We start from the raw sequence: 19,886 nt of genomic DNA on the forward strand, positions 1-19,886 counted from the left end.
ACGTCCAGCGCCTCGACCTGCACTTCCACTCGCGGCGGGCCGCCGTTGAGGCGTCACCCTTTCGATCCCTACGGCCGCGGGTCGGGACTGCGGTCCGTGAAGGCCTCCTTGAGGGACTCTGGGTCCCTCAAGGAGGCCTTCACGGACTCGGCACACACACTTCTAGCTCCAGTAGTCCCACCAGCCACAGTGGTGGCGTGCGAAGGCCTTCCCAAGTACATGAAGGACCCCTTCACGTACTTCAGGCGACCAAGGAGCCAGAAAGCGTCGGCCACTCACGACTTACTGGAGGTCAGCTCGCCCGCTTGCCCAGTACCTTGGTGATCAGCTTCGGCAGTTCGCCACCGTGCCACGAACTGGGCGAGAACCGCTCCTGCGCGATCCCGTCCCAAGGTTCGCCGTCGTCCAGCGAAATGCCTTCCTCGCGGGGGACGAGGGTGCCGATCTCCTGTGCCGCGACACCTTCCGCGGCAAGGGTTTTCTTAGCGAGCGCGACATCCTGAGGCCGCACGGCGACCACGAGCGTCCAGTCGCCCCAGGCCTGCGCGAGTGCGAACCGGCCGAGTCCCGACTGCGCGCAGACGTCGGCGGGCGCGTCGTCCAGCTGGACGTCCGTCGTGATGCGCGCGCCGAGGCCGTTGGCGCCGCAGAGGGATCGCACAGTCGGGAAGAGGCCGTCGGAGACGTCCATCGCGGCGCGCGCGAGCCCGGCCGTGGCGAGAATTCTGCCCGCGGCCACCTGCGCCATCGGACGGCGAGCGCGTTCGCGGATGTCCGCGACGAGAGACTCGGGAAGACGTGCCTGCTTTTCGACGAGTAACGCGTACGCCCACAGATAACCGGGTGAACCGACCAGCAGTAGGCGATCATCGGCTTCGGCGCCCGCGCGCCCGAGCCGTCCGCCGGGGACGCACCGGCCGATCGCCGTCGCGGTGAGCTGCCGGACCGGGCCGTCCCGGAGATCGCCGCCGACGACCTTGGTCCCGTGGACCTTCGCGCAGGCGTCGACACCGTCGAGAAGCCGCCGGAACTCGCCCGCGGTGATCGTCTTCGGCAGGGTGTAGTTGACGACCAGGCCGATCGGGGTGGCACCCGCCGCCGCCAGATCGGACAGGTTGATCGTCGCCAGCAGCCAGCCGGCGTGATACGGATCCGTGTCCCCCAGGATGGTGACCAGGGGGGTGGGGCAGCTGTCGGTGGTGGCGACCAGTTCGCCGCGAATCCCCTCCGGTGCGTCGAGGACGGCGCAGTCGTCACCGAATCCGCGGACACCGCCGTAACGCGGCCGCAGGATGTGCTCCAGGATCGCGTGCTCGCCGAGGTCGCCGAGGCGGACGTCGTCACCGACCGGCGAGATTTCAGTTGCGCCCGACATGATCCGCCAATCGGGACGGGGCAACGTTGTGGTCGCTGGAATAGTTGTTCGGCATCGTGCCGTAGGGCTGGTCGCTGCCGGTGGAGGCGAACAGCATCAGGTTGCAGATCCGCGTTCCGGGGTGCAGGAGCACCGGATGCCGCAGGTGGTTCACGATCTCCAAGGTCAGCACGGCCCCGGTCTCATTGCCGAAACCGGGGCTGACCTGACCGCACAGGACGACGCTGATGCCGAGGCGCGCGTAGTCGCTCGTGCCGTCGACGAGCCCGGCGAGTTTCTCCGAAAGCCCGATCTTCTCCAATGTCGGCGCGAGAACGACTTCGCCGGGTTCGACGCACAACCTGCCCTCGGGATCGAGTTCCTTCGGGCGGAGGTCCGGATACGTGCTCCGGTCGGCGATGTCGACGGTGCCGGTCGATTCCAGCGCGAACGCCTCGTGACCGAGCCGCAGGCTGATCGCGGCGGGGCGGACGAGACCGGGCTCGAACGGGGCGATCGTCAGTTCCCCGTTGCGGTGCGCGCGTTTGATCGCCCGGTCGGTCAGGATCCCGCGCCGCGGGGCGGGCCAGGTCAACGGCACGGCGCCACCGCTTTCGCGACGGCGCCGGCCAGGACTCGGAAATCGTTCTCGGTCAGTTCGCCGTTGGGCTGGTCGTCGGTCTGGCCCGGTTCGCAGTACACGACCGTGGTGCCGGTGCGATGCGGGCCCTGGATCACCACCGTGGCGGTCAATCCCGCCGCGATGGGGCGGACGGTGTGCACGATGGCGGTGTCGCACGAGTAGACGTCGCCACGCCGGACGTGCGGGGTCTTCTCCACTTCGAGCCGGGCTCCGCCGTCCGCGAGCAAGGCGGCCGGATTCGCCGGATCGGCGCCGTAGCGGTACCGGTCGTACGCTTTCCCGCCTTCGGTCGTTTTGCGGAACTCGACCATGTGCAGACCTTCGCCCGCGACGATCGTCGAGGCGAATTCCCACCGGTGGCTGTGCGGATTGGACTCGCCGCGGGACGGTTCCGCGGATTCCGGCCAGACGTGGAGCCGGATCCGGAAATCGGCCGAGGCGTGGAGCACCATTTTGGCGAATCCGTTGGGATGCCAATAGGAACGCTTCGCCGCGGCGCGGACGGCTTCATCGTCGCCGAGGATTTCCTCAAGCCACGAAAGGAAGATCTCGGGAGCGTCCTGGACCCGGTGTGCGACCGTGCGCAGCCAGGGCAGATCCGCGTCGCCGTGCCAGGGTCGCGTGCCGGTGACCTCACTGAGGAACGCGGGCGCGGTGGTGAGGGTCGAGGGCGGGTTGTCGATCATGGAGTCGTACCTGGAGTTCCTGGAGGGCTGAGCGGGGGCCCGGCGGCGGCCAAGGCGGCCGCGCGGAGCGCGGTGACGGCGTCCAACGTCTGCCAGATGGGTAGGTCGCCGCTTCCCCAAGCCCAGAGCCCTTGATCGGCTTCGTAGCGCTCCCAAAGGGTTCCGAGCGCCCGGTTGAGCCGGGGGAGTGGCAGGAAGGGGGCGGTGGCGAGCGCTTGGACGACCCAGGCTGCGGTGAAGTGCCGGATGATGATCCGGGTCGTTCCTTCCCCGTCCGGGCGAGGCCTTTCGAGATCCTCGGCCACGCCATCGTCCGAATGCGACCGTTCGATGAGCCATTGTGTGGCTTCGTCGGCGGCCTCACGGACGTCGTTGCGATCTTCGCGGCTGCGCAGGATGTCCCGCAGAGCGACGACCGACCGCGCGGTGTGCACCACCGAAGCCTCCGGGGCGACGAGCCCGGCCTCGTTCTTCTCGGGCCACAGGCGTGCGCCGTCGAAGTCGAGCCGGGCCGCCAGGAGGGCGTCGATCAGCCGGTCGGTCAGCGGGGCGTCCGGCCGCAGCCGGACCGCCGTGTGCAATACGGCGGACAACAGGTACGGGCGGCTCCGGCTGTACGGGTCGAGCTCCTCGCCGCTCAGGAGCGACCCCTCGAGCCGGTCCAGCCCTTCGTCGGCGGACATGGTGCTGGTACGGAACAGCGCGTCCACCACCGACGCGGTGGTCTCCGGCCGCTTGCCGCCCGCGCGGCCCCGCCAGCCGTGTTCCGTTTGGAGCCGGTAGAGATCCTCGGCGAGCGTATGTAGGTCGATGTAGGGCTCGCCTACCAACAGCATCGTGTTGATTCCGTACGCGGTGCTGAGGGCCTTCGGCCCGGTGTTCTTCTGCAGGTTGTGCCGCCAGCCGAGCGGTTTGCCGTCGGCGTCGCGGATCAGGTGCTCGGCGAGTTTGGCGCCGACGGTGTGGAAGACCTGCAGCAGGGAACTCGAGGTGTCGACGACGCCGGCGTCGCCGAGGACGGGCGGGGTGTGCTCGTGGGGTGAACGGGCCGTCTCCACCAGCGTGAACAGCGCGTTCGCCGCGCGGAAGTGGTCGTCGAGCTGGCGGGCGTTGTGCGCCGACGGCAAATATTTGCCGGTCTCCCACTGGGTCAGGTTCGCCCTGGTGACGCCGATGATCCTGGCGGTCTCCGCCTGCGTTTCGCCCGCGGCCTTGCGCAGCCGCCGCAGCTCTCGTCCGACACCCGACGCGGTAACGGTTTCCGCATCGGGGCTTACCGGCTGGTCCCCGGTCGATGTAGGCTTCATGTAGGCGCTAGACACGGACTTACCTACCTTCGGTAGGCATGTAGGGGCGGTGACTGAACGTGCACACAACGGGGAGAGTACAGCAAGCGAATCGGACCGTGCTGGCGCATGGGTCAACGTCGTGTCCCGAGCTGTGTTAAGCCGTGAAGGGGCCTGTTCTGCCTGGTCTTGGGGTACGTGACCCGCTTTGACGACCAGGACCGGTACCACCCGGGCGCGACCGGAGAGCGGATGCTGACAGCCATCTGAATGTGACGCTGCGCATCTGAACCCGTTCGTGTCGCCTGTGGGCCACACGAATGCCGGCGTAGGCGTCGTGTGCGCCGACCCGAGTTCGCGCTTGGCTGCATCGGGGGTGAACCTCATGTCCCACCACGAGAACCACACGGCAGCGCCACGATCTTGGTTCGACCGACTTCTCGAACGTTTCCACGAATGGCTCTTCGCGACCGGCGAAGACACTCGCGCGGCCGCTCGCGGTTGGCAGGTCACCCGGGTGCCGGACAGCAGGCGCCGCGTCTACCGCGATCCCCGCTGGGACACCGTCCGCGCGTGCGAACCCTGCGGGGGCACGGGGTGGTGGCCCTACGAGGACGCCGTTTGCCCGGACTGCGCCGGTGCCGGTGTCGTCCGCTCCATTCCCGCGGCGGCCGTGGCCGCCGAGCAAACCGCCGGACGGACAGGAGGAAGGTCATGAGCCGTTGGCAGGAACCCCAGGCGATCGCCGAGCTGGCCAGGGAGATCACGGTGGTCAGGAGGCCGAACCCGCTCACCGTTCTCTATCACTGGCGCTACGAGATAGGCGTGCTCCTCGTCCTCCCGTACGCGTTGTTCGCCCTTTTCCAGGCGGTCGGCCCGATCTGGGGCGCGGTCGTGTTGTTCGGCGTCGCGAATTGGCTGTTCTACTGGCGCTCGGCGCGGCGATGCCTCCGCGACCGGCTCCGCTCGGTCGTCGTGCAGCACCGGCTGCGGAGCGGTTTCGCCCGTGCCCGGGTGTGCACCCTCGACGGCAAGCTGCCGGTGATCCTGTGGACCAAACCGCGCGGTGACGAAGTCGAGGTCACGGTGTTCTGCCCGGCAGGAGTCGGCTACGAGCGCATCGAGCAGCGACGGGCCCTGCTCGCGGCGGCGTGCTTCGCCTCCGACGTCCACGTGTACCGCCATCACAAGCGCGCCAACGTGGTGCACCTTTCGGTCTGCACCGCACGCTTGCGCAAGGACGCCGAAGACATCGAAGAGGACGAGTTCAGGCCCGGTCTGCCGCCCGCGCGACGATATGCCGGGCAGTCGGACGGTGCCGCCATTCCCCTGCCGGGGACCTTCGCAGGAATTCCTCGCGCAGCGCGGCGATGAACCCTTCACCGCGCACGCTCGCCAGCGGCCGCATCGGCCCGGATCGGGTGTGCGCGGTGAAGAACGTGTCCGCGTCGGGATGGACCATCGGAAACGACAACGGCTCGTCCCGTTCGAGCACGGCGCCCTTCAAGGCGGGTAGGAGCCGTTCTTCCCAGGAGCGGTCGCCTGCCGGGACGCGTTCCCGGAGGACGTCCGACAGCACGGTGAACGGCCCTCCCTGTTCGGTGCTGTGCGGCCAGTAGACGACCGAAAGCACTCCGCCGGGGCGAAGCGCGCCGGCCCAGGATCGGAGCGCGACGTCGGGTTCGGGCAGTTGCTGGAGCCCGAAGACCGAGACGACCGCGGCGGCCGAAGCCGGTTCGAGCTCCGAGGCGTCACCCTCGACAACGCGTACGAGCGAGTTGCCCGCGGCCCGCGCCCGCGCTCGGGCGGCCATACCGGCGGACAGATCGATGCCGACGATCTCGCGGCCGGGCAGCCGCGCGGTGAGCACGTCGAGTTCCGGGAAGGTCCCGCAGCAGGGGACGAGAACGGGGCCGCCGGGCAGGTACGTGGGCAGCACCCGCACCGCGGCGCCGACCCACGGCGCGAACCGGGGAACGTAGTAGACCTCGTATCCGTCGGCGGCTTCGTCCCAGCCTCGGGCGACGCGGGCGAGGTGTTCGGCGGTCATCGTGGTGTCTCCGTTGGGGATTCGAGCGCGGCCAGGCTTCGCCGCAGGTGCTCACGTTCGGGTTCTGTCGGGGCAAGCCCGATCGCTTCGCGGTAGGCCGTGACCGCCGCGTCGTGGCGGCCCAGCCGCTGAAGCAGGCCGGCTCGTGCGATGGCGAAGGGAGGGTAGCCGCGGAGCAGCGGCTCGCCGGTCAGTTCGTCGAGCAGCGCGAGTCCCGCGGCCGGGCCGTCGCGCAGGGCGACGCCCACGGCGCGGTTGAGCGCGACGACGGGGGACGGTGCCAAGGTCATCAGGACGTCGTAGAGCGCCACGATCTGCGGCCAGTCGGTGGTTTCGACATCGGCCGCCTCGTCGTGCAGGGCCGCGATCGCGGCCTGTACCCCGTACGGTCCTGGCGGGCCACCGGTCAGTGAGGCGACCACCAGGGCACCGCCCTCTTCGATCAGTTCCCGGTCCCACCGGCTCCGGTCCTGGTCCGCCAGGAGGACCGGTTCGCCGTCCGGCCCGGTCCGGGCGTCCCGCCGGGCGTGGACGAGCAGCATCAGCGCGAGCAGCCCAGCCACCTCCTGATCGGCGGGCATCAGCCCGCGTAGGATGCGGCCGAGCCGAATCGCCTCCTCGGCCAGATCGGTCCGTTGGAGACTCGCCCCCGAACTGGCCGCGTACCCCTCGGTGAAGATCGAGTACACCGCCTGCAGCACACCCGGCAGTCGCTCCGGTAGTTCGTCCGCGCCGGGAACGCGGAAGGGGATGCGGGCCTCGCTAATCTTCTTCTTCGCCCGCACGATCCGTTTCGCCATCGTCGGCACCGGGACGAGGAAGGCCCGCGCCACCTCCGGCGTGGTCAGCCCGGCGAGAAAGCGCAGGGTCAGCGCACCCCGATCCTCGACGGGCAGGGCGGGATGGGCGCAGGTGAAGAACAGCCTCAGCCGCTCGTCCGGCAGGCTGTCACCGGCGTCCGCCGCGGGAGCGGGACCGGCCCGATCCGCCTCCACCTGCAGGACCGCGAGTTTGGCGGCGTAGACCTGATCCCGGCGCAGCCGGTCGACCGCCTTGCGCCGAGCGGTGGTCATGAGCCACGCGCCCGGCCGCGGCGGGACACCGTCCACCGGCCAGCGCTCCAGCGCCGCTTCGATCGCCTCGGACGTGACCTCTTCGGCCAGGTCCAGATCGCCGAAGCGGCGCACGAGCGCGGCCAGGAGCCTTCCCCGTTCTTCGCGGAACACCGCCTCCACCGACGCCATCCCGGGCCCCCGCTCGTCCATGGTCAGACGGTGAAGTCGGCGACCGGGCGGACCACGACGGATCCGTCCCGCGCGCCGGGACACCGGGCCGCCCAGTCCAGCGCGGTGTCGAGGTCCGGCACGTCGATGACGTAGAAGCCGCCCAGTACCTCGCGGGTCTCGGCGTACGGCCCGTCGGTCACCGTCCGCTTCCCGTCACGATCGACCTTCACCGTCGTCGCGGTGACGAGGTCGGCGAGCGACTCCCCGGAGGACCAGATCCCGGCGTCCCTGACCTCTTTGTCGTAGACCGTCCACTCCTCGAAGGTGCACTGGGACTCGGTGTCGGTCGCGGCTTGGATCAGCAACATGTACTTCACGGTGGTGCTCCCGTTCTGGTTTCCGCGCGGCCTGCTTGCCGCACGACACCACTACGAGCGGGAGATCGTCAAATGGACACGACGCCGCTGGAAACTTTCAGGACGCGATCTCCAGCGCTTCGGCCTGCTCCGCCACCGGTGCGGTGACCACGCGGGCGGGGATGAGCAGCGACGCCAGCGCGATCAGACCGGTCAGCGCCATCGCGCGTTCCACCAGTCCCAGCGGGATCGCCCGCCACCACGGCTCGCCGCCGTTCATCGAGACCACGATCGCCCCGAGGATCACGCCGAACCAGGCCAGCGCCGCCACCGCGAGCACCCGCGTCACCGCACGCCGCGCGGGGGAGGAGACGAAGACGGCTTTCGCGCCGAACCACACGGCCAGCGGCAGGCAGACGAAGGCCACCACGCTCGCGATCCGGTGCACCGTCCCACCGGTGCTCGGCCCGATCGCCCAGTTGTTCTTCGGGAACGCCACGATCACCACCAGGCTCACCGTCCAGAGCGCGCAGAAGACCGACGCCGCGGACAGGGCTGGAAGGTGCTTGCGGCGGATCAGCGCGCCGAAGCCGATCGCCGAGCCGAACGCGACCAGCAGGACCGCGACGTCGAAGATCCACTTGTGCTCGCTCAGCGCGTACTCGCTGATGGTGCGGCGGACCGGGCTGATGTCGCTGGTGGCGGGGAGGACCTGCAGCAGCAGGATCAGCAGCGCTCCGCCGGCTACCGAGACCACGGCGGCCAGCAGAGCCAGCGGTGACCTGGCGGTGACCTGGGGCGTCGTCATGGGTGAAAGGTAACCGCCGAACCTGAAGATTTTCTTAGGCCGACCTGTCGGAATCGACAGGAAATCCCATCCCTTGGAGCGCCGGCCGGTGATCATTCCGGCACGGTCGGTGAGATCGTTGGGCCGAAAGGGGTGTAGGCGACTTGTGGCGGGTCCCTCGGACGGGGTCCCGGGTCTAGGGTCGCGCTACCGGTGACCTCACCCGGTCACCGGACTGCCCAAGGAGGTCAGTCTGTGGGGAATTCACCAAACCGGCGAAGAGCGGGATGGACGGCGGCGACCCTGGTGCTCGCCGGCACCTTCGTGGCACTTCCGTCGGCCACGACGGCGGGGGCCGCGGACAACGTGGTGCGAGCCGATCAGGCCGTGCCGCGTTCCTGTTTCGCCGCGCTGCAGAAGCCGGGTACCTCCGGCACCGATCGGCGCGAGTTCACGTCCACAGTGGACGGCCTGCTGCAGGCGCGGATCGCGCCTCGTGGCGGCGGTGAGGGCGACTGGGACCTCGCGGTCTTCGACAAGGTCACCGGCGCCGTGGTCGCCGCGTCGGCCGCGTTGCGCAGTCACGAGCTCGCCGAAGGTTTCGTGAAGAAGGACCAGAAGCTGGTCGTGCAGACCTGTCGGTACGACGGGCGGACGCGCGACGCGTTGCTGGGCGTCGACTTCCTCGCCCTCACGCCGCAGGGAACACCGACCGGAGTCGCGCCCGCGCCGCAGCGTGCCGAACTGGTCCGGGTCGAGACCCCTGCCAAGCAGGACAAGGACAAGCTCCTCCGGCTCGGGCTGGACGTCACCGAGAAGGCCGACGCCACCGGCGTCGAGGTCGTCCTCGCCAACGACGCCGACCGCAAGACCCTGGCGGACAACGGCTTCAAAGCGAAGGTGATCGAGCCCGACCTTTCGGGGAAGTCGATCCGGAACGCCAAGGCCGACAGCGAGTACGACGCCAAGACCCACGCCTCGGCCTTGCCTTCCGGGCGCACGAGCTACCGGCACCTCTACGACTACCAGTTCGAGGTCAAGGAACTGGCCCGTAAGAACCCCAAGCTCGTCACGGCGTTCACGCTGCCGCAGCCGACCTGGGAGGGCCGCGACGTCGTCGGCCTCGAGATCGCGTCCGACGTCAAGAACATCGCCGACGGCAAGCCCGTCAACTTCACCATGGGCGTGCACCACGCCCGGGAGTGGCCTGCCGGCGAACACGCCATGGAATGGGCCCACGAACTGGTCAAGGGCTACACCGGCAACAACGCCGAAATCCGCGGCTTGGTCGGCCGGACCCGCAACGTCATCGTGCCGATCGTGAACCCCGACGGCTTCGAAATCTCCCGTGAGGCCGAGCCCAAGGGCGACTTCTCGCGCTTCGACTACGAGATGAAGCGCAAGAACTGCAACGTCAACGACTCGCCAAAGGAGTTCGCGACCGGCGTCTGCAAGGCCAACCCCGCCGGGCGTGAACGCGGCACCGACCCGAACCGCAACTACGCGGGCTTCTGGGGCGGCGCCGGCGCGTCGACCCTGTGGCGCAGCGACACCTTCCGCGGCGCGGGCCCGTTCTCCGAGCCCGAGACGCAGAACATCCGCTCGATCGTGTCCAACCGCCAGGTGACCAACTTGATCACGCTGCACACCTACTCCAACCTGGTGCTGCGTGTCCCGGGTGTCGCCGCCGTCCGCCCGCCGCTCGACGAGCCGGCGTACAAGGCGCTCGGCGACAAGATGGCCTCGCGCAACGGGTACACCAGCCAGCCGTCGTGGGCGCTCTACGACACGACCGGTTCGACCGAGGATTGGTCGTACTGGGCCACCGGTGGCTGGGGCTTCACGTTCGAGGTCGGCCCCAACGAGTTCCACCCGCCGTTCTCCGCCGGTGTCGTCGCCGAATACACCGGTGTCGCCCCCGCGGCGGGCGCGGGCAAGGGCGGCAACCGTGCCGCGTTCATCGACATGCTGGCCAACACCGCGGACCCGGCGGCGCATTCGACGCTGATCGGTACGGCGCCGAAGGGCTACCAGCTGAAGCTGCACAAGACGTTCCAGACGCCGACCTCGCCGGTGGTGCAGCCGGACGGCTCGACGAAGCCGCCGATCTACGTGACCGACAACCTGAACTCGTCGCTGGCCTCGACCGGCGGCCGGTTCGCGTGGTCGGTCAACCCGTCGACCCGTCCCTATGTCGCGGGCCGTTACGGCCGCGAGCCGCAGGGCCCGGCGCAGCCCGCGATCCAGGCGGTCAACCCGGCCGGGGTCCCGGCGATCAACACGAACTACCCGAACGACCCGACGTCGGAGAGCTTCACGTTCCGCGTCGACGGGCTCCCCAAGGTCGACAACGGGAAGTTCAGCGTCGATGTCAAGTGGGCCAGCCAGGACAGCGACTGGGACCTGTACGTCTTCGACGCCGCGGGCAACATGGTGTCGTCGTCGGCGAACGGTTCGACCACGGAGGAGCACGCGATCCTGTACGACCCGCCCGCCGGGGACTACACGGCCGTGCTGGTCAACTACGCGCAGGCGAACCCGTCCACTGTGGACGACTGGACCGGCGGTGTGTCGTTCCAGTCGCCGATCCCGCCGACCTACGGCCCCAAGGAGGCGTACCAGCTGACCTGTACGTCGCCGAAGGGCAAGCTCGTCGGACTGGCGGATGTCTACATCGACCGCGGCCAGACGGTCGACGTCGGTGAGGTCTGCACCCGTTCCGCGCGTGCCAAGAAGGAGCGCGGCTAGCCGAGGCCCCGCCGGTACATGAAGGCCCCCTTCCTTGCGCCAGGCGCAAGGAAGGGGGCCTTCATGTACTCAAAGAGGTGGGGCTGGCGAAGGTGCGCCACGGCTCAGGTCTGAACGGTGCCCACGACTCGGTCCCGCACCACCCGCATCGTCGCCGAGTCCACAGTGGACGGCTCCGCCGCGAGCCAGCCCCCGATCTCGTGCAGGAACTGTTCCGGCGTCATCGGCGGCGCGGGGGAGGGATCGTCGTGCTCGGTGGTGATCTCGCCGGTCCGGCTCGGGTACACGATCATCGCCCCGCGCAACGCGACGTCCGGCAGGATCCGCCGGTACTCGGTGAGGCTTTCCGCCAGTCTGCTCCCGCCGCCCCGGAAGGCGCGGCCGTTGCGCAGCAGACGATCGTCGTCATCGGTTTCGTAGTGCCCTGGCAGCCACAGCTTCGATTCGATGAGCACGAGCCGCTTTCCGCACAGCACCGCGTGGTCGACGTCGGCGAACACCGAATCCGGCCACGAGAGGCCGTGGAAGATCCGCGCGCCGGGCAGCCGGGTCAGGTAGCGCTCCAGCAGGTCGGCGGTGAGCCGCTCGGCGAGTTCGTCGGTCTCGGTGCCGGGGGTGCCGAACACGCGTTTCCCGCCGAATTCGGCCGCGAACCGGTTCTTGGCGCGGGAAGCGGCGAGATAGCCACGCGCGAGCCGTTGCACCAGTAGTGCGGTCCCGGCGGTCAGGATCAGCCAGACGATCAGCGTGGGGGCCGAGAATCCGACGCCGGTCAGCACCGGCAGCAGCACCAGCACCATCCCGCCGACCGCCGCGACGACCGGGGTGTGCCCGGGCCCGCGCCGCCGTCCGTGGCGCACGCGACCGTCCTGCGCGGCGAATTCCCACCATTCGAGGTCTTCCGGATCGATCACGACCGGCTCGGGCTCGTAGCCCGGTTCTTCGCCGAAGCGACGCCGCGGCCGCGGCCGGATCGGGACGCGCACGGAGCGCCCGCCCGCGTCGTAGCCCGCGCGCCGCATCGGGTCGCTGAGCGTATCGTAGGCCTCGCGGACCAGCTGGAACGTGAGCGCGGAACCCCCGGTGTCCGGGTGATGTGACTTCGCCAGCCGCCGGTACGCGGTCTTGATCTCGTTGACCGAGGCGGCCTTGCCCACGCCGAGCACTTCGTAGTAGTCGACGTCGGGCACGGGCGGTTCACCTCCAAAGGGCAGGGCCGCAACACTATTCGGCCGCCGCCGGGCACCCGCAACCACCTCCGCGGCGCGTCGGGGTGATGTCGCGGGCATACTGTTTCGCTTGTGGCGGAACGAGGTCCGCCTCCGCCGCGTTCTGGATATCGTGGAGATCGACAGCACGTGAGGAAGGACAATGGTGGGAGAACCGGTCACGGGCACGGCAGCGGGGGTACCGTTCACAGTCTTGCCGCCATCGGCCGAGGTCAGCGGCCCCGCGCCGGTGGTCGTCGCTTGGCACATGATCGATTCGCCCCGCTCCGACGCCGCGTTCGCGGCGGCGTTGCCGATGGCGGGGGTGCCGGCGTGGCGGGTGTACCTCGGAATGCCGTTGTGCGGCGCGAGAATGGTCGACGGCTCGATGGACGCCTTGCTCGAACGCGCCCGGCGTGACGCGATGCTCGCCTACGTCGAACCGGTCGTCGCGCAGGCGGCGCTGGAGTTTCCCGCCGCGCTGGCGGAGCTGCGCGAACGCTTCGGCTTCGACTCGTCCCGGATGGCCGTCGTCGGTGGTTCGCTGGGCGGCGCGGTGGCGCTGACGATCCTGGCCACGCGGGAGATCCCGGTCCGCGCGGCGGTGCTGGTCAACCCCGCCGTGCGGGCGCGTTCGGTGGTCGGCCTGGTCGAAGGCATGCTGGAGCAGGCGTATCCGTGGAACGACGAAGCGGCACGAGCGGCGGATCAGCTCGACTTCGTCGCACGATCGGGTGAAATCTCGGCGCGGGACGAGCAGGTTCCGTTGCTGCTCGTCAGCGGCGAGGACGACTATCCTTCCCTGCGTACCGATGCCGACGACCTGGTCGCCGCGCTGCGCGAGCGGTACGCCCGTCCGGACGACGTCCGCCTCGCCAGGCTCCCCGGTCTCGCGCATCCGCTGGCCGAAGAACCGGGCATCGAACCCGCGCCGCAGCTGCCGATCGCGAAACTGGTCGACGACACGGTCACCGAGTGGCTGGAGCGCCGTCTCGTTTGACGCGCGTCAGCAGGCGGGCGGCGGGACCGATCGAGGCGGCCCGAATTCGAGGCGCAGCTTGTCGGTCTTCGGGATCACGAACGCGACGCCGGTCGAGGCCCGCCAGGTCGCCGGGAGGAAGACGTACTGGCCACCGGACTGGAGCAGCAGCTTCAGCCCGGTGTACCGGTACTTGTACGCCGATCCGGCGTCGGCGCATTTCACCTGCACGACACCGTTCGCGGTGAGGTTGAGGCTTTCCGCGCTGTACAAAGTCGCGGCCGGTCTCGTCGGGATCACCCCGGCGGCCTCGAAGGCGCGGCTCGTGCCGACGGCTCCCGAGTAGTCGCCGACGGACCAGAAGAGGCCGATGCTCACCAGGACGTAGCCGGTCACCAACTCCGCGACGCTCGAACGGTCGTTCCCCGTTCTGCGCGAGGCCCAGTGCCGCCAGGCGAAGAGCACCATCAGGACACCGATCGCGAAGCCGAGCCCGGGAACGCCGGGATGGTCGCGGAAAGGTTCCGGATCGAGGGTGATCGCGGTCGACGAGACGAGGAGCGCGAAGCCGAGCACGCCGGCGACCGGGGCGCAGATCCGCAGCAGACGGTTCCAGGGGCCCTCGCCGAGCCGCGTCTTCAGGAACCGGGTCAGAATCAGGAAGAGCAGCACCGCGCCCGCCGCGCCGGTCAGGGGCAGGAGCATGCCGTCGACGCCTCGCCCGAAGATCTCGTCCGGTGTCTGCCCGAGCAACGTGTAGTGCACGCGGAAGTAGATGAAGTACGTCTGTGTGTAGACGAGCCCGAAGTAATAGAGCAACGCGGTGAGCAGGGTGGTGTTGGCCAGTGCGGTGCCGATCAGCCTGAGCGCGTGCGACGGGTCCGCCGCCGGTTCCCCGGCGGCGGGCTCGGGTCCGCGGAGGCCTCGGCGGAGTGGTCGCCGGACGCTCATCCGCCCGTGGTTTCGCTCGGTTCCGTGCTTTCCGGCTTCGGAGGCGCCGAGCTTTCCTCCGTCGTCTCGGTTTTGCACGACCTGGCCAGGATCGTGATCGTCTTACCGGGTTGAACCGGATTCGGGCCGATACCGCGGATGCAGTTCCCCGCGCTCGCGTTCGCGATCACCACCGAGACGCCGCATCGCCGGGGGCTCTTGCAGAGGTCCGCGAGGTTCTGCTCGATCGCGTTCTTGGCGGTGGTGGGGTCGGTGCCGAGCAGGTCGCTGTTGTACCTGATGGGGCTTCCGGGAACGAGGGGCGGACGGGGTTCCTCGGTACGCCGGGGGCCTGGCACGGTCCCGTCGGTCGGGGCCGCCTCGGAAGATGCCGTCGGTGTGGTTTCCGTCGTCACCTCGCTGTCAGTGGTCAGATCCGCCGGAGCGGTGTCGCGGGGAGCCGAGGCTCCGCCGCAGGCCGCCGTGAACCCGAGAGCGACGATCGCGATCGCCGCGCTGATCAGCCGTTTCATGGACCTCACCGTCCCTGGGAAGACGTCCTTCTGAGTAAGGACGCAGAACGACGGCCCCCTGATACGTCCCGGCTTGGGCCGTTCGGGCGTATTTCACTGATTTCGCCCTTTCGGGCAGTCCGGGGTGGACCGGCACGCGACAACTTCGCCGCCTGGCCTTCCGACACGCCGTATTTTATGTTAAGAAACTTTACTAACTAAGAGGGAGGCGCGTTTTGAGTTCATCCCCGCGGCCGGGGCTCGAGCGGAAGATCGGGCCGCTCCAGGCGACCGCCGTCAACATGACCCAGATGTGCGGGATCGGCCCGTTCGTCACCATCCCCGCGATGGTGGTGACCCTCGGCGGTCCGCAGGCCATGTTCGGCTGGCTCATCGGCGCGGTCATCGCGCTGGCCGACGGTCTGATCTGGGCCGAACTCGGCGCCGCCCTCCCCGGCGCCGGCGGCACTTACGTGTACCTGCGCGAGGCGTTCGGCTCCCGGACCGGCAGGCTCATGCCGTTCCTGTTCGCGTGGAGCGCGGTGCTGTTCATCCCGCTGATCATGTCCACCGGCATCATCGGGCTCGTCCAATACCTCGGGTACCTGATCCCGGCGGTGGCCGACGACGGCGGGACCACCGGGCTCGGCAAGGTGATCGGCCTCGGTGTCATCGTCCTGATCGTGCTGGCGCTGTTCCGCAAGATCGGCGAGATCGGGAAGCTGACCACCGTCCTGTTCGCGATCATGCTGTTCGCCGCGCTCTCGGTGATCGTCGCGGCCTTCACGCATTTCGACGGCGCGCAAGCGTTCGCGTTCACGCCGGGCGCGTTCTCAGTCGACGGCGGCGCGTTCTGGACCGGGCTCGGGGCGGGCCTGATCATCGCCATCTACGACTACCTCGGCTACAACACCAGCGCCTACCTCGGCGGCGAGGTGCGTGACCCCGGCCGGACGCTGCCGCGATCGATCATCCTCTCGATTCTCGGCATCATGAGCCTGTACTTCCTGCTGCAGCTCGGCGTGCTCGGCTCCGTCCCGCTGGAGGAACTGAAGAACGCCACTTCGGTCGCCTCCACCGTGCTGGAACAGGCGTGGGGCACGGGCGCGGCGAAGGTCATCACCGTGTTCATCGTGATCGCGGCGATCGGCTCGGTGTTCGCCGGTCTGCTCGGTGGCTCGCGGGTCCCGTTCGAGGCCGCGCGCGACAAGGTGTTCCTGCCGGTGTTCGCCAGACTGCACCCGAAACTGAACCTGCCGACGGCCGGTGTGCTCACGATGGGCGTCATCACCGCGATCGGCTCGCTGTTCACGCTGACCGCGGTGATCAACGCGGCGGTGACGGTGCTGGTTCTCATCCAGTCGCTCGCGCAGGTAGCGGCGATCGTCGTGCTGCGGCGACGGCGGCCGGAACTGGAGCGGCCGTACCGCCAATGGCTCTACCCGATCCCGACGATCATCGCCCTGCTCGGCTGGGTCTACATCTACTTCTCCGCCACCTGGCTTTCGATCGGCCTTTCGGTGGGGTGGATCGCGCTCGGCGTGGCGGCGTTCTTCGCCTACGCGAAGGCGGAGCGCGTGTGGCCGTTCGGGCCCAAGGGAATCCAGGAATCGTTCGCGGGGGCGGCGGCAGAGGGGAACGTGAAGTGACGGGGGACGAACTGATCCTGGGGATCGACTTCGGCGGGACGAAGGTCGCGATCGGGCTGGCCGACAGAGCCGGGAGCCTGCTGGCCACCCGGCGGCTCGACACCGACGCGCAGGCGGGCGCCGGGCAGGTGGTCAGCCGCGCGCTCGCCGCGGCGCGGAAACTGCTCGCCCACGAAGGCGCCGCGGACAGCCTTGTCGCGATCGGCGTCGTCAGCCCCGGAATCGTGCTGGAGGACCGCATCCTGCTGGCTCCCAACGTGCCGGGCTGGGAGGAACTGCGGCTGCGTGACCTCGTCGCCGCGGAGTTCGAGGGTGTGCCGATCGAGGTGGGCACCGACGCCAAGGCGGCGGCGCTCGCGGAATGGCGATGGGGGGCGCTGGCGGACACCGATCCGGCGGTCTTCCTGTCGTTGGGGACCGGGATCGCCGCGGCGGTCCTGGTCGGCGGCCGGCTGCTGGCCGGCGCGAATGGCGCTGCGGGAGAGATCGGGTACAACCTCCTCTCGCCGCAGGACACCGACGGGTTCGCCGGCGGAGCGGCGCCGCTGGAGGAAGCCGTCGGTGGGCGTGGGCTGGGCGGCCGGGCGAGTGTGCTGCTCGGCCGCCCGGTGACCGCGGGCGAACTGTTCGGCCTCGCCAGGGACGACGCGCGGGCCAAGGAACTGGTCGGTGCGGCGCTTGACGAACTGTCCATGCACGTCGCGAACCTCGCCATCGCACTCGACCCGCAGCGCATCGCCGTCGGCGGGGGATTGGTGCGCTCGGCCGACATCCTGCTGCCCGCGCTGCGCGAGCGGCTCGCTCAAGCCGTGCCGTTCCCGCCGGAACTGGTGTCGGCGAAATTCGACCAGGACGCGTCCCTGCTGGGCGCGATCGCGATCGCGCTGGACGCCTAGCGCGATCACCGACCGAAGCCGCCGGGCCTTCGCTAGATCCGATCTAGCGAAGGCCCGGCGGCTTTCTCGCGCCCAAGGGATGAGGCGAGAGGAGGTCGGTCATGGACGGCAGTCCACTGCGGGTCGCGGTGATCATCGGCAGCGTCCGCGAAGGGCGGGTGGGGGACGCCGTCGGCAAGTGGTTCACCGGCCGCGCGGAACACCGGGAAGACCTCGTCACCGAAGTGCTCGACCTGGTCGATTTCGACCTGCCCGCCGGACTGCCGGAACCGCAGGCCGCCGACATGAAGCGATTCGCGAGGCTGGTCGACGAGGCCGAGGCGTTCGTCGTCGTCACCCCCGAGTACAACCGCAGCTTCCCGGCGCCGCTCAAGCAGGCGATCGACTGCGCCTACGACGAGTGGCGCGCGAAGCCGGTCGGTTTCGTCTCCTACGGCTACCGCTCACAGGGTCTCTACGCCGTCGAGCAGCTGCGCACGATCTTCACCGAACTGCACACGGTCACCATGCGCGACACCGTGGCCTTCAACCTCCTCGACGGTACCTTCGCCCGCGACGGCACCCCCTTCGACACCGACGGGCAGGAACAGGCCGTGACCACCTTGCTCGACGAACTCGTCTGGTGGGGCCTCGCCCTGCGCGAAGCCCGCGCCACCCGTCCCTACGTCTGCTGAAAGCTTCTGAAAGGAAAACGAAATGAGTGAACTGGCCATCGAGGCCTCGGGGCTGGTCAAGGTGTTCGGGGAGAACCGGGCGGTCGACGGGATCGACCTGAAGGTCCCCGCGGGCACCGTGTACGGCGTCCTGGGACCCAACGGCGCCGGCAAGACCACCGCGGTGAAGATGCTCGCGACCCTGCTCCGCCCCACCAGCGGTGAAGCGCGCATCTTCGGCAAGGACGTCGTCCGCGAGGCCGACGCGGTCCGGTCCATGGTGAGCCTGACCGGGCAGTACGCCTCGGTCGACGAGGACCTGACCGGGACCGAGAACCTGGTGCTGATCGGCAGGCTGACCGGGCACCGTAAACCGGCCGCCCGCGCGCGGGCCGGGGAACTGCTGGCGGCGTTCGGCCTGACCGAGGCCGCGGGACGGCAGGTGAAGAACTACTCCGGCGGGATGCGGCGGCGGATCGACATCGCCGCGAGCATCCTCAACACCCCGGACGTGCTCTTCCTCGACGAACCGACCACCGGGCTCGATCCCCGCAGCCGCAACCAGGTCTGGGACATCGTGCGCGCGATCGTGCGGCACGGCACCACCGTCCTGCTGACCACGCAGTACCTGGACGAGGCCGACCAGTTGGCCTCCCGGATCGCGGTCATCGACCGCGGCAAGGTGATCGCCGAAGGCACCAAGGGGCAGCTGAAGGCCTCGGTCGGCGCGGGCGCGGTCCACGTCCGGCTTCGGGAGGCCGAGCAGCGTTCCGAGGCCGAAGCGCTGCTCGTCCGCACGTTGCAGGCGCAGGTGGTGCTCGAATCGGACCCGGTCGCGTTGACCGCGCGCCTTTCGGGCGAGAGCACCGAACAGGGCGCCGCCGAACACGCCTCGCACGCGCTGGGCGAACTCGCCCGCGCGGGGATCATCGTCGACACCTTCTCCCTCGGCCAGCCGAGCCTCGACGAGGTCTTCCTGGCCCTGACCGACCGCACCGCCACGCCTGAGGAGAGTGCAGCTTGAGCACCACGGCAGTCAAAGAAAACGAACCCGTTCTCGCGGCACCGAAGCCCGAAGACCTAGCCGCCATCCTGATCGCGAAGAACCGCCCTCAGCGCCCGAGCGCGCTGTCGGCCTCGGTCACCTTCGGGTGGCGCGCGATGCTGAAGATCAAGCACGTGCCCGAGCAGCTGTTCGACGTCACGGCGTTCCCGATCATGATGACGCTGATGTTCACCTACCTGTTCGGCGGCGCGCTGTCCGGTTCGCCGACGGAGTACCTGCAGTTCCTGCTGCCGGGCATCATGGCGAGCAGCATCCTGATGATCACCATGTACACCGGGATCTCGGTGAACACCGACATCGAGAAGGGCGTGTTCGACCGGTTCCGCACGCTGCCGATCTGGCGACCGTCGGCGATGGTCGGCTATCTCCTCGGCGACATGCTGCGCTACCTCATCGCGTCGCTGGTGATCCTCGGCGTCGGGCTGATCATGGGCTTCCGGCCCGGCGGCGGGGTCGGCGGCGTGGCCGCCGCGATCCTCCTGCTGCTGGCGTTCTCGTTCGCGTTCTCGTGGATCTGGACGATGTTCGGTCTGCTGCTGCGCAGCGAGAAGTCGGTGATGGGTGTCAGCATGATGGTGCTGTTCCCGCTGACCTTCCTCAGCAACATCTACGTCGACCCGAAGACGATGCCGGGCTGGTTGCAGGCCTTCGTCGACGTCAACCCGGTGACCCATGTGGTCGCGGCGGTCCGCTCGATGATGGAGGGCAACTGGGACGGCGGCGAGATCACCTGGGTGCTGATCGCCGGCGCGGTCATCCTCGCGATCTTCGGCACGTTGACGATGCGGCTCTACAACCGGAAATGATCCAGGGGTTCCGGCGACCACGTACCCGAAACACTCAAGGCCCGCCGCACT

Annotated in this window: 20 protein-coding genes; 9 read left to right on the forward strand and 11 right to left on the reverse strand. The window is 69.1% G+C overall.

Going from position 1 to position 19,886, the window contains the following annotated elements; translation table 11 throughout:
- Positions 1 to 292: 292 nt before the first annotated feature.
- From ACZ6DT_RS07020 to ACZ6DT_RS07035, 4 genes are read right to left on the reverse strand one after another with little or no spacing between them, the layout of a single operon-like run.
- Entirely contained in the window at positions 293 to 1,375 is a 1,083-nt protein-coding gene (locus tag ACZ6DT_RS07020; RefSeq protein ID WP_465589874.1) for a thiamine-phosphate kinase, read from the reverse strand.
- On the reverse strand, positions 1,359 to 1,955 hold the full coding sequence (gene dcd / locus ACZ6DT_RS07025) for a dCTP deaminase (RefSeq protein ID WP_465589877.1): 597 nt from the start codon (positions 1,953 to 1,955) through the stop codon (positions 1,359 to 1,361). Before dcd ends, ACZ6DT_RS07020 begins: the two co-directional genes overlap by 17 nt.
- The gene (locus ACZ6DT_RS07030) at positions 1,946 to 2,683 is read right to left on the reverse strand and encodes a hypothetical protein (protein WP_465589879.1); all 738 of its coding nucleotides are present in this window, start codon (positions 2,681 to 2,683) and stop codon (positions 1,946 to 1,948) included. The genes dcd and ACZ6DT_RS07030 overlap by 10 nt, the downstream gene beginning before the upstream one ends.
- Positions 2,680 to 3,990 carry a helix-turn-helix transcriptional regulator gene (locus tag ACZ6DT_RS07035; protein ID WP_465589881.1) on the reverse strand — a complete coding sequence of 437 codons (1,311 nt, stop codon included), beginning with the start codon at positions 3,988 to 3,990 and terminating at the stop codon, positions 2,680 to 2,682. The genes ACZ6DT_RS07030 and ACZ6DT_RS07035 overlap by 4 nt, the downstream gene beginning before the upstream one ends.
- Positions 3,991 to 4,354: 364 nt before the next feature.
- Between ACZ6DT_RS07035 and ACZ6DT_RS07040 the strand changes: the two genes are divergently transcribed.
- Both ACZ6DT_RS07040 and ACZ6DT_RS07045 read left to right on the forward strand, forming a co-directional pair.
- Positions 4,355 to 4,687 carry a hypothetical protein gene (locus ACZ6DT_RS07040; RefSeq protein WP_465589883.1) on the forward strand — a complete coding sequence of 111 codons (333 nt, stop codon included), beginning with the start codon at positions 4,355 to 4,357 and terminating at the stop codon, positions 4,685 to 4,687.
- A complete protein-coding gene (locus ACZ6DT_RS07045; protein WP_465589886.1) occupies positions 4,684 to 5,343 on the forward strand; it encodes a hypothetical protein in 660 nt (219 codons plus the stop codon). Before ACZ6DT_RS07040 ends, ACZ6DT_RS07045 begins: the two co-directional genes overlap by 4 nt.
- On the opposite strand, the gene ACZ6DT_RS07050 is transcribed toward ACZ6DT_RS07045, so the two are convergent.
- From ACZ6DT_RS07050 to ACZ6DT_RS07065, 4 genes are all read right to left on the reverse strand, one after another.
- The gene (locus ACZ6DT_RS07050; RefSeq protein WP_465589888.1) at positions 5,237 to 6,019 is read right to left on the reverse strand and encodes a class I SAM-dependent methyltransferase; all 783 of its coding nucleotides are present in this window, start codon (positions 6,017 to 6,019) and stop codon (positions 5,237 to 5,239) included. The two genes, ACZ6DT_RS07045 and ACZ6DT_RS07050, sit on opposite strands and share 107 nt — an antisense overlap.
- Positions 6,016 to 7,284, reverse strand: a complete 1,269-nt coding sequence (locus ACZ6DT_RS07055) for an RNA polymerase sigma factor (RefSeq protein ID WP_465589890.1) — start codon at positions 7,282 to 7,284, stop codon at positions 6,016 to 6,018. The genes ACZ6DT_RS07050 and ACZ6DT_RS07055 overlap by 4 nt, the downstream gene beginning before the upstream one ends.
- A gap of 2 nt (positions 7,285 to 7,286) precedes the next feature.
- Complete coding sequence (locus ACZ6DT_RS07060) at positions 7,287 to 7,622, reverse strand: YciI family protein (protein ID WP_465589893.1); 336 nt, start codon at positions 7,620 to 7,622, stop codon at positions 7,287 to 7,289.
- A 97-nt stretch (positions 7,623 to 7,719) separates the two neighbouring features.
- Positions 7,720 to 8,409: a DUF998 domain-containing protein gene (locus ACZ6DT_RS07065; RefSeq protein WP_465589896.1), complete on the reverse strand. Its 690-nt coding sequence runs from the start codon at positions 8,407 to 8,409 to the stop codon at positions 7,720 to 7,722.
- 234 nt (positions 8,410 to 8,643) lie between these two features.
- On the opposite strand from ACZ6DT_RS07065, the gene ACZ6DT_RS07070 reads away from it, so the two are divergent.
- Positions 8,644 to 11,136, forward strand: coding sequence for a M14 family zinc carboxypeptidase (locus ACZ6DT_RS07070; protein WP_465589899.1), 2,493 nt, complete (start codon positions 8,644 to 8,646; stop codon positions 11,134 to 11,136).
- Positions 11,137 to 11,240: 104 nt separating this feature from the next.
- On the opposite strand, the gene ACZ6DT_RS07075 is transcribed toward ACZ6DT_RS07070, so the two are convergent.
- Positions 11,241 to 12,326 (reverse strand): J domain-containing protein, encoded by a 1,086-nt coding sequence (locus ACZ6DT_RS07075; RefSeq protein WP_465589901.1) that lies wholly within the window; start codon positions 12,324 to 12,326, stop codon positions 11,241 to 11,243.
- Between the two features lie 232 nt (positions 12,327 to 12,558).
- On the opposite strand from ACZ6DT_RS07075, the gene ACZ6DT_RS07080 reads away from it, so the two are divergent.
- Positions 12,559 to 13,344 carry an alpha/beta hydrolase family protein gene (locus tag ACZ6DT_RS07080; RefSeq protein WP_465589904.1) on the forward strand — a complete coding sequence of 262 codons (786 nt, stop codon included), beginning with the start codon at positions 12,559 to 12,561 and terminating at the stop codon, positions 13,342 to 13,344.
- 6 nt (positions 13,345 to 13,350) lie between these two features.
- Here the strand turns inward: ACZ6DT_RS07080 and ACZ6DT_RS07085 are convergent, their stop codons facing one another.
- Positions 13,351 to 14,274 (reverse strand): hypothetical protein, encoded by a 924-nt coding sequence (locus tag ACZ6DT_RS07085; RefSeq protein WP_465589907.1) that lies wholly within the window; start codon positions 14,272 to 14,274, stop codon positions 13,351 to 13,353.
- On the reverse strand, positions 14,271 to 14,786 hold the full coding sequence (locus ACZ6DT_RS07090; protein WP_465589910.1) for a hypothetical protein: 516 nt from the start codon (positions 14,784 to 14,786) through the stop codon (positions 14,271 to 14,273). The genes ACZ6DT_RS07085 and ACZ6DT_RS07090 overlap by 4 nt, the downstream gene beginning before the upstream one ends.
- Before the next feature lie 215 nt (positions 14,787 to 15,001).
- Here ACZ6DT_RS07090 and ACZ6DT_RS07095 point away from each other — a divergent pair, with 215 nt between their 5' ends.
- The 5 genes from ACZ6DT_RS07095 (at position 15,002) to ACZ6DT_RS07115 (ending at position 19,835) form a co-directional block, all read left to right on the forward strand.
- Positions 15,002 to 16,414: an APC family permease gene (locus tag ACZ6DT_RS07095; RefSeq protein WP_465589912.1), complete on the forward strand. Its 1,413-nt coding sequence runs from the start codon at positions 15,002 to 15,004 to the stop codon at positions 16,412 to 16,414.
- Positions 16,411 to 17,310, forward strand: a complete 900-nt coding sequence (locus ACZ6DT_RS07100) for an ROK family protein (RefSeq protein WP_465589915.1) — start codon at positions 16,411 to 16,413, stop codon at positions 17,308 to 17,310. The genes ACZ6DT_RS07095 and ACZ6DT_RS07100 overlap by 4 nt, the downstream gene beginning before the upstream one ends.
- Before the next feature lie 101 nt (positions 17,311 to 17,411).
- Positions 17,412 to 17,984: an NADPH-dependent FMN reductase gene (locus tag ACZ6DT_RS07105; protein ID WP_465589918.1), complete on the forward strand. Its 573-nt coding sequence runs from the start codon at positions 17,412 to 17,414 to the stop codon at positions 17,982 to 17,984.
- 22 nt (positions 17,985 to 18,006) lie between these two features.
- Entirely contained in the window at positions 18,007 to 18,987 is a 981-nt protein-coding gene (locus ACZ6DT_RS07110; RefSeq protein ID WP_465589921.1) for an ATP-binding cassette domain-containing protein, read from the forward strand.
- Entirely contained in the window at positions 18,984 to 19,835 is an 852-nt protein-coding gene (locus tag ACZ6DT_RS07115) for an ABC transporter permease (RefSeq protein ID WP_465589924.1), read from the forward strand. The genes ACZ6DT_RS07110 and ACZ6DT_RS07115 overlap by 4 nt, the downstream gene beginning before the upstream one ends.
- Positions 19,836 to 19,886: the final 51 nt, after the last annotated feature.

The sequence above is a fragment of the Amycolatopsis sp. NPDC041971 genome (assembly GCF_055588925.1).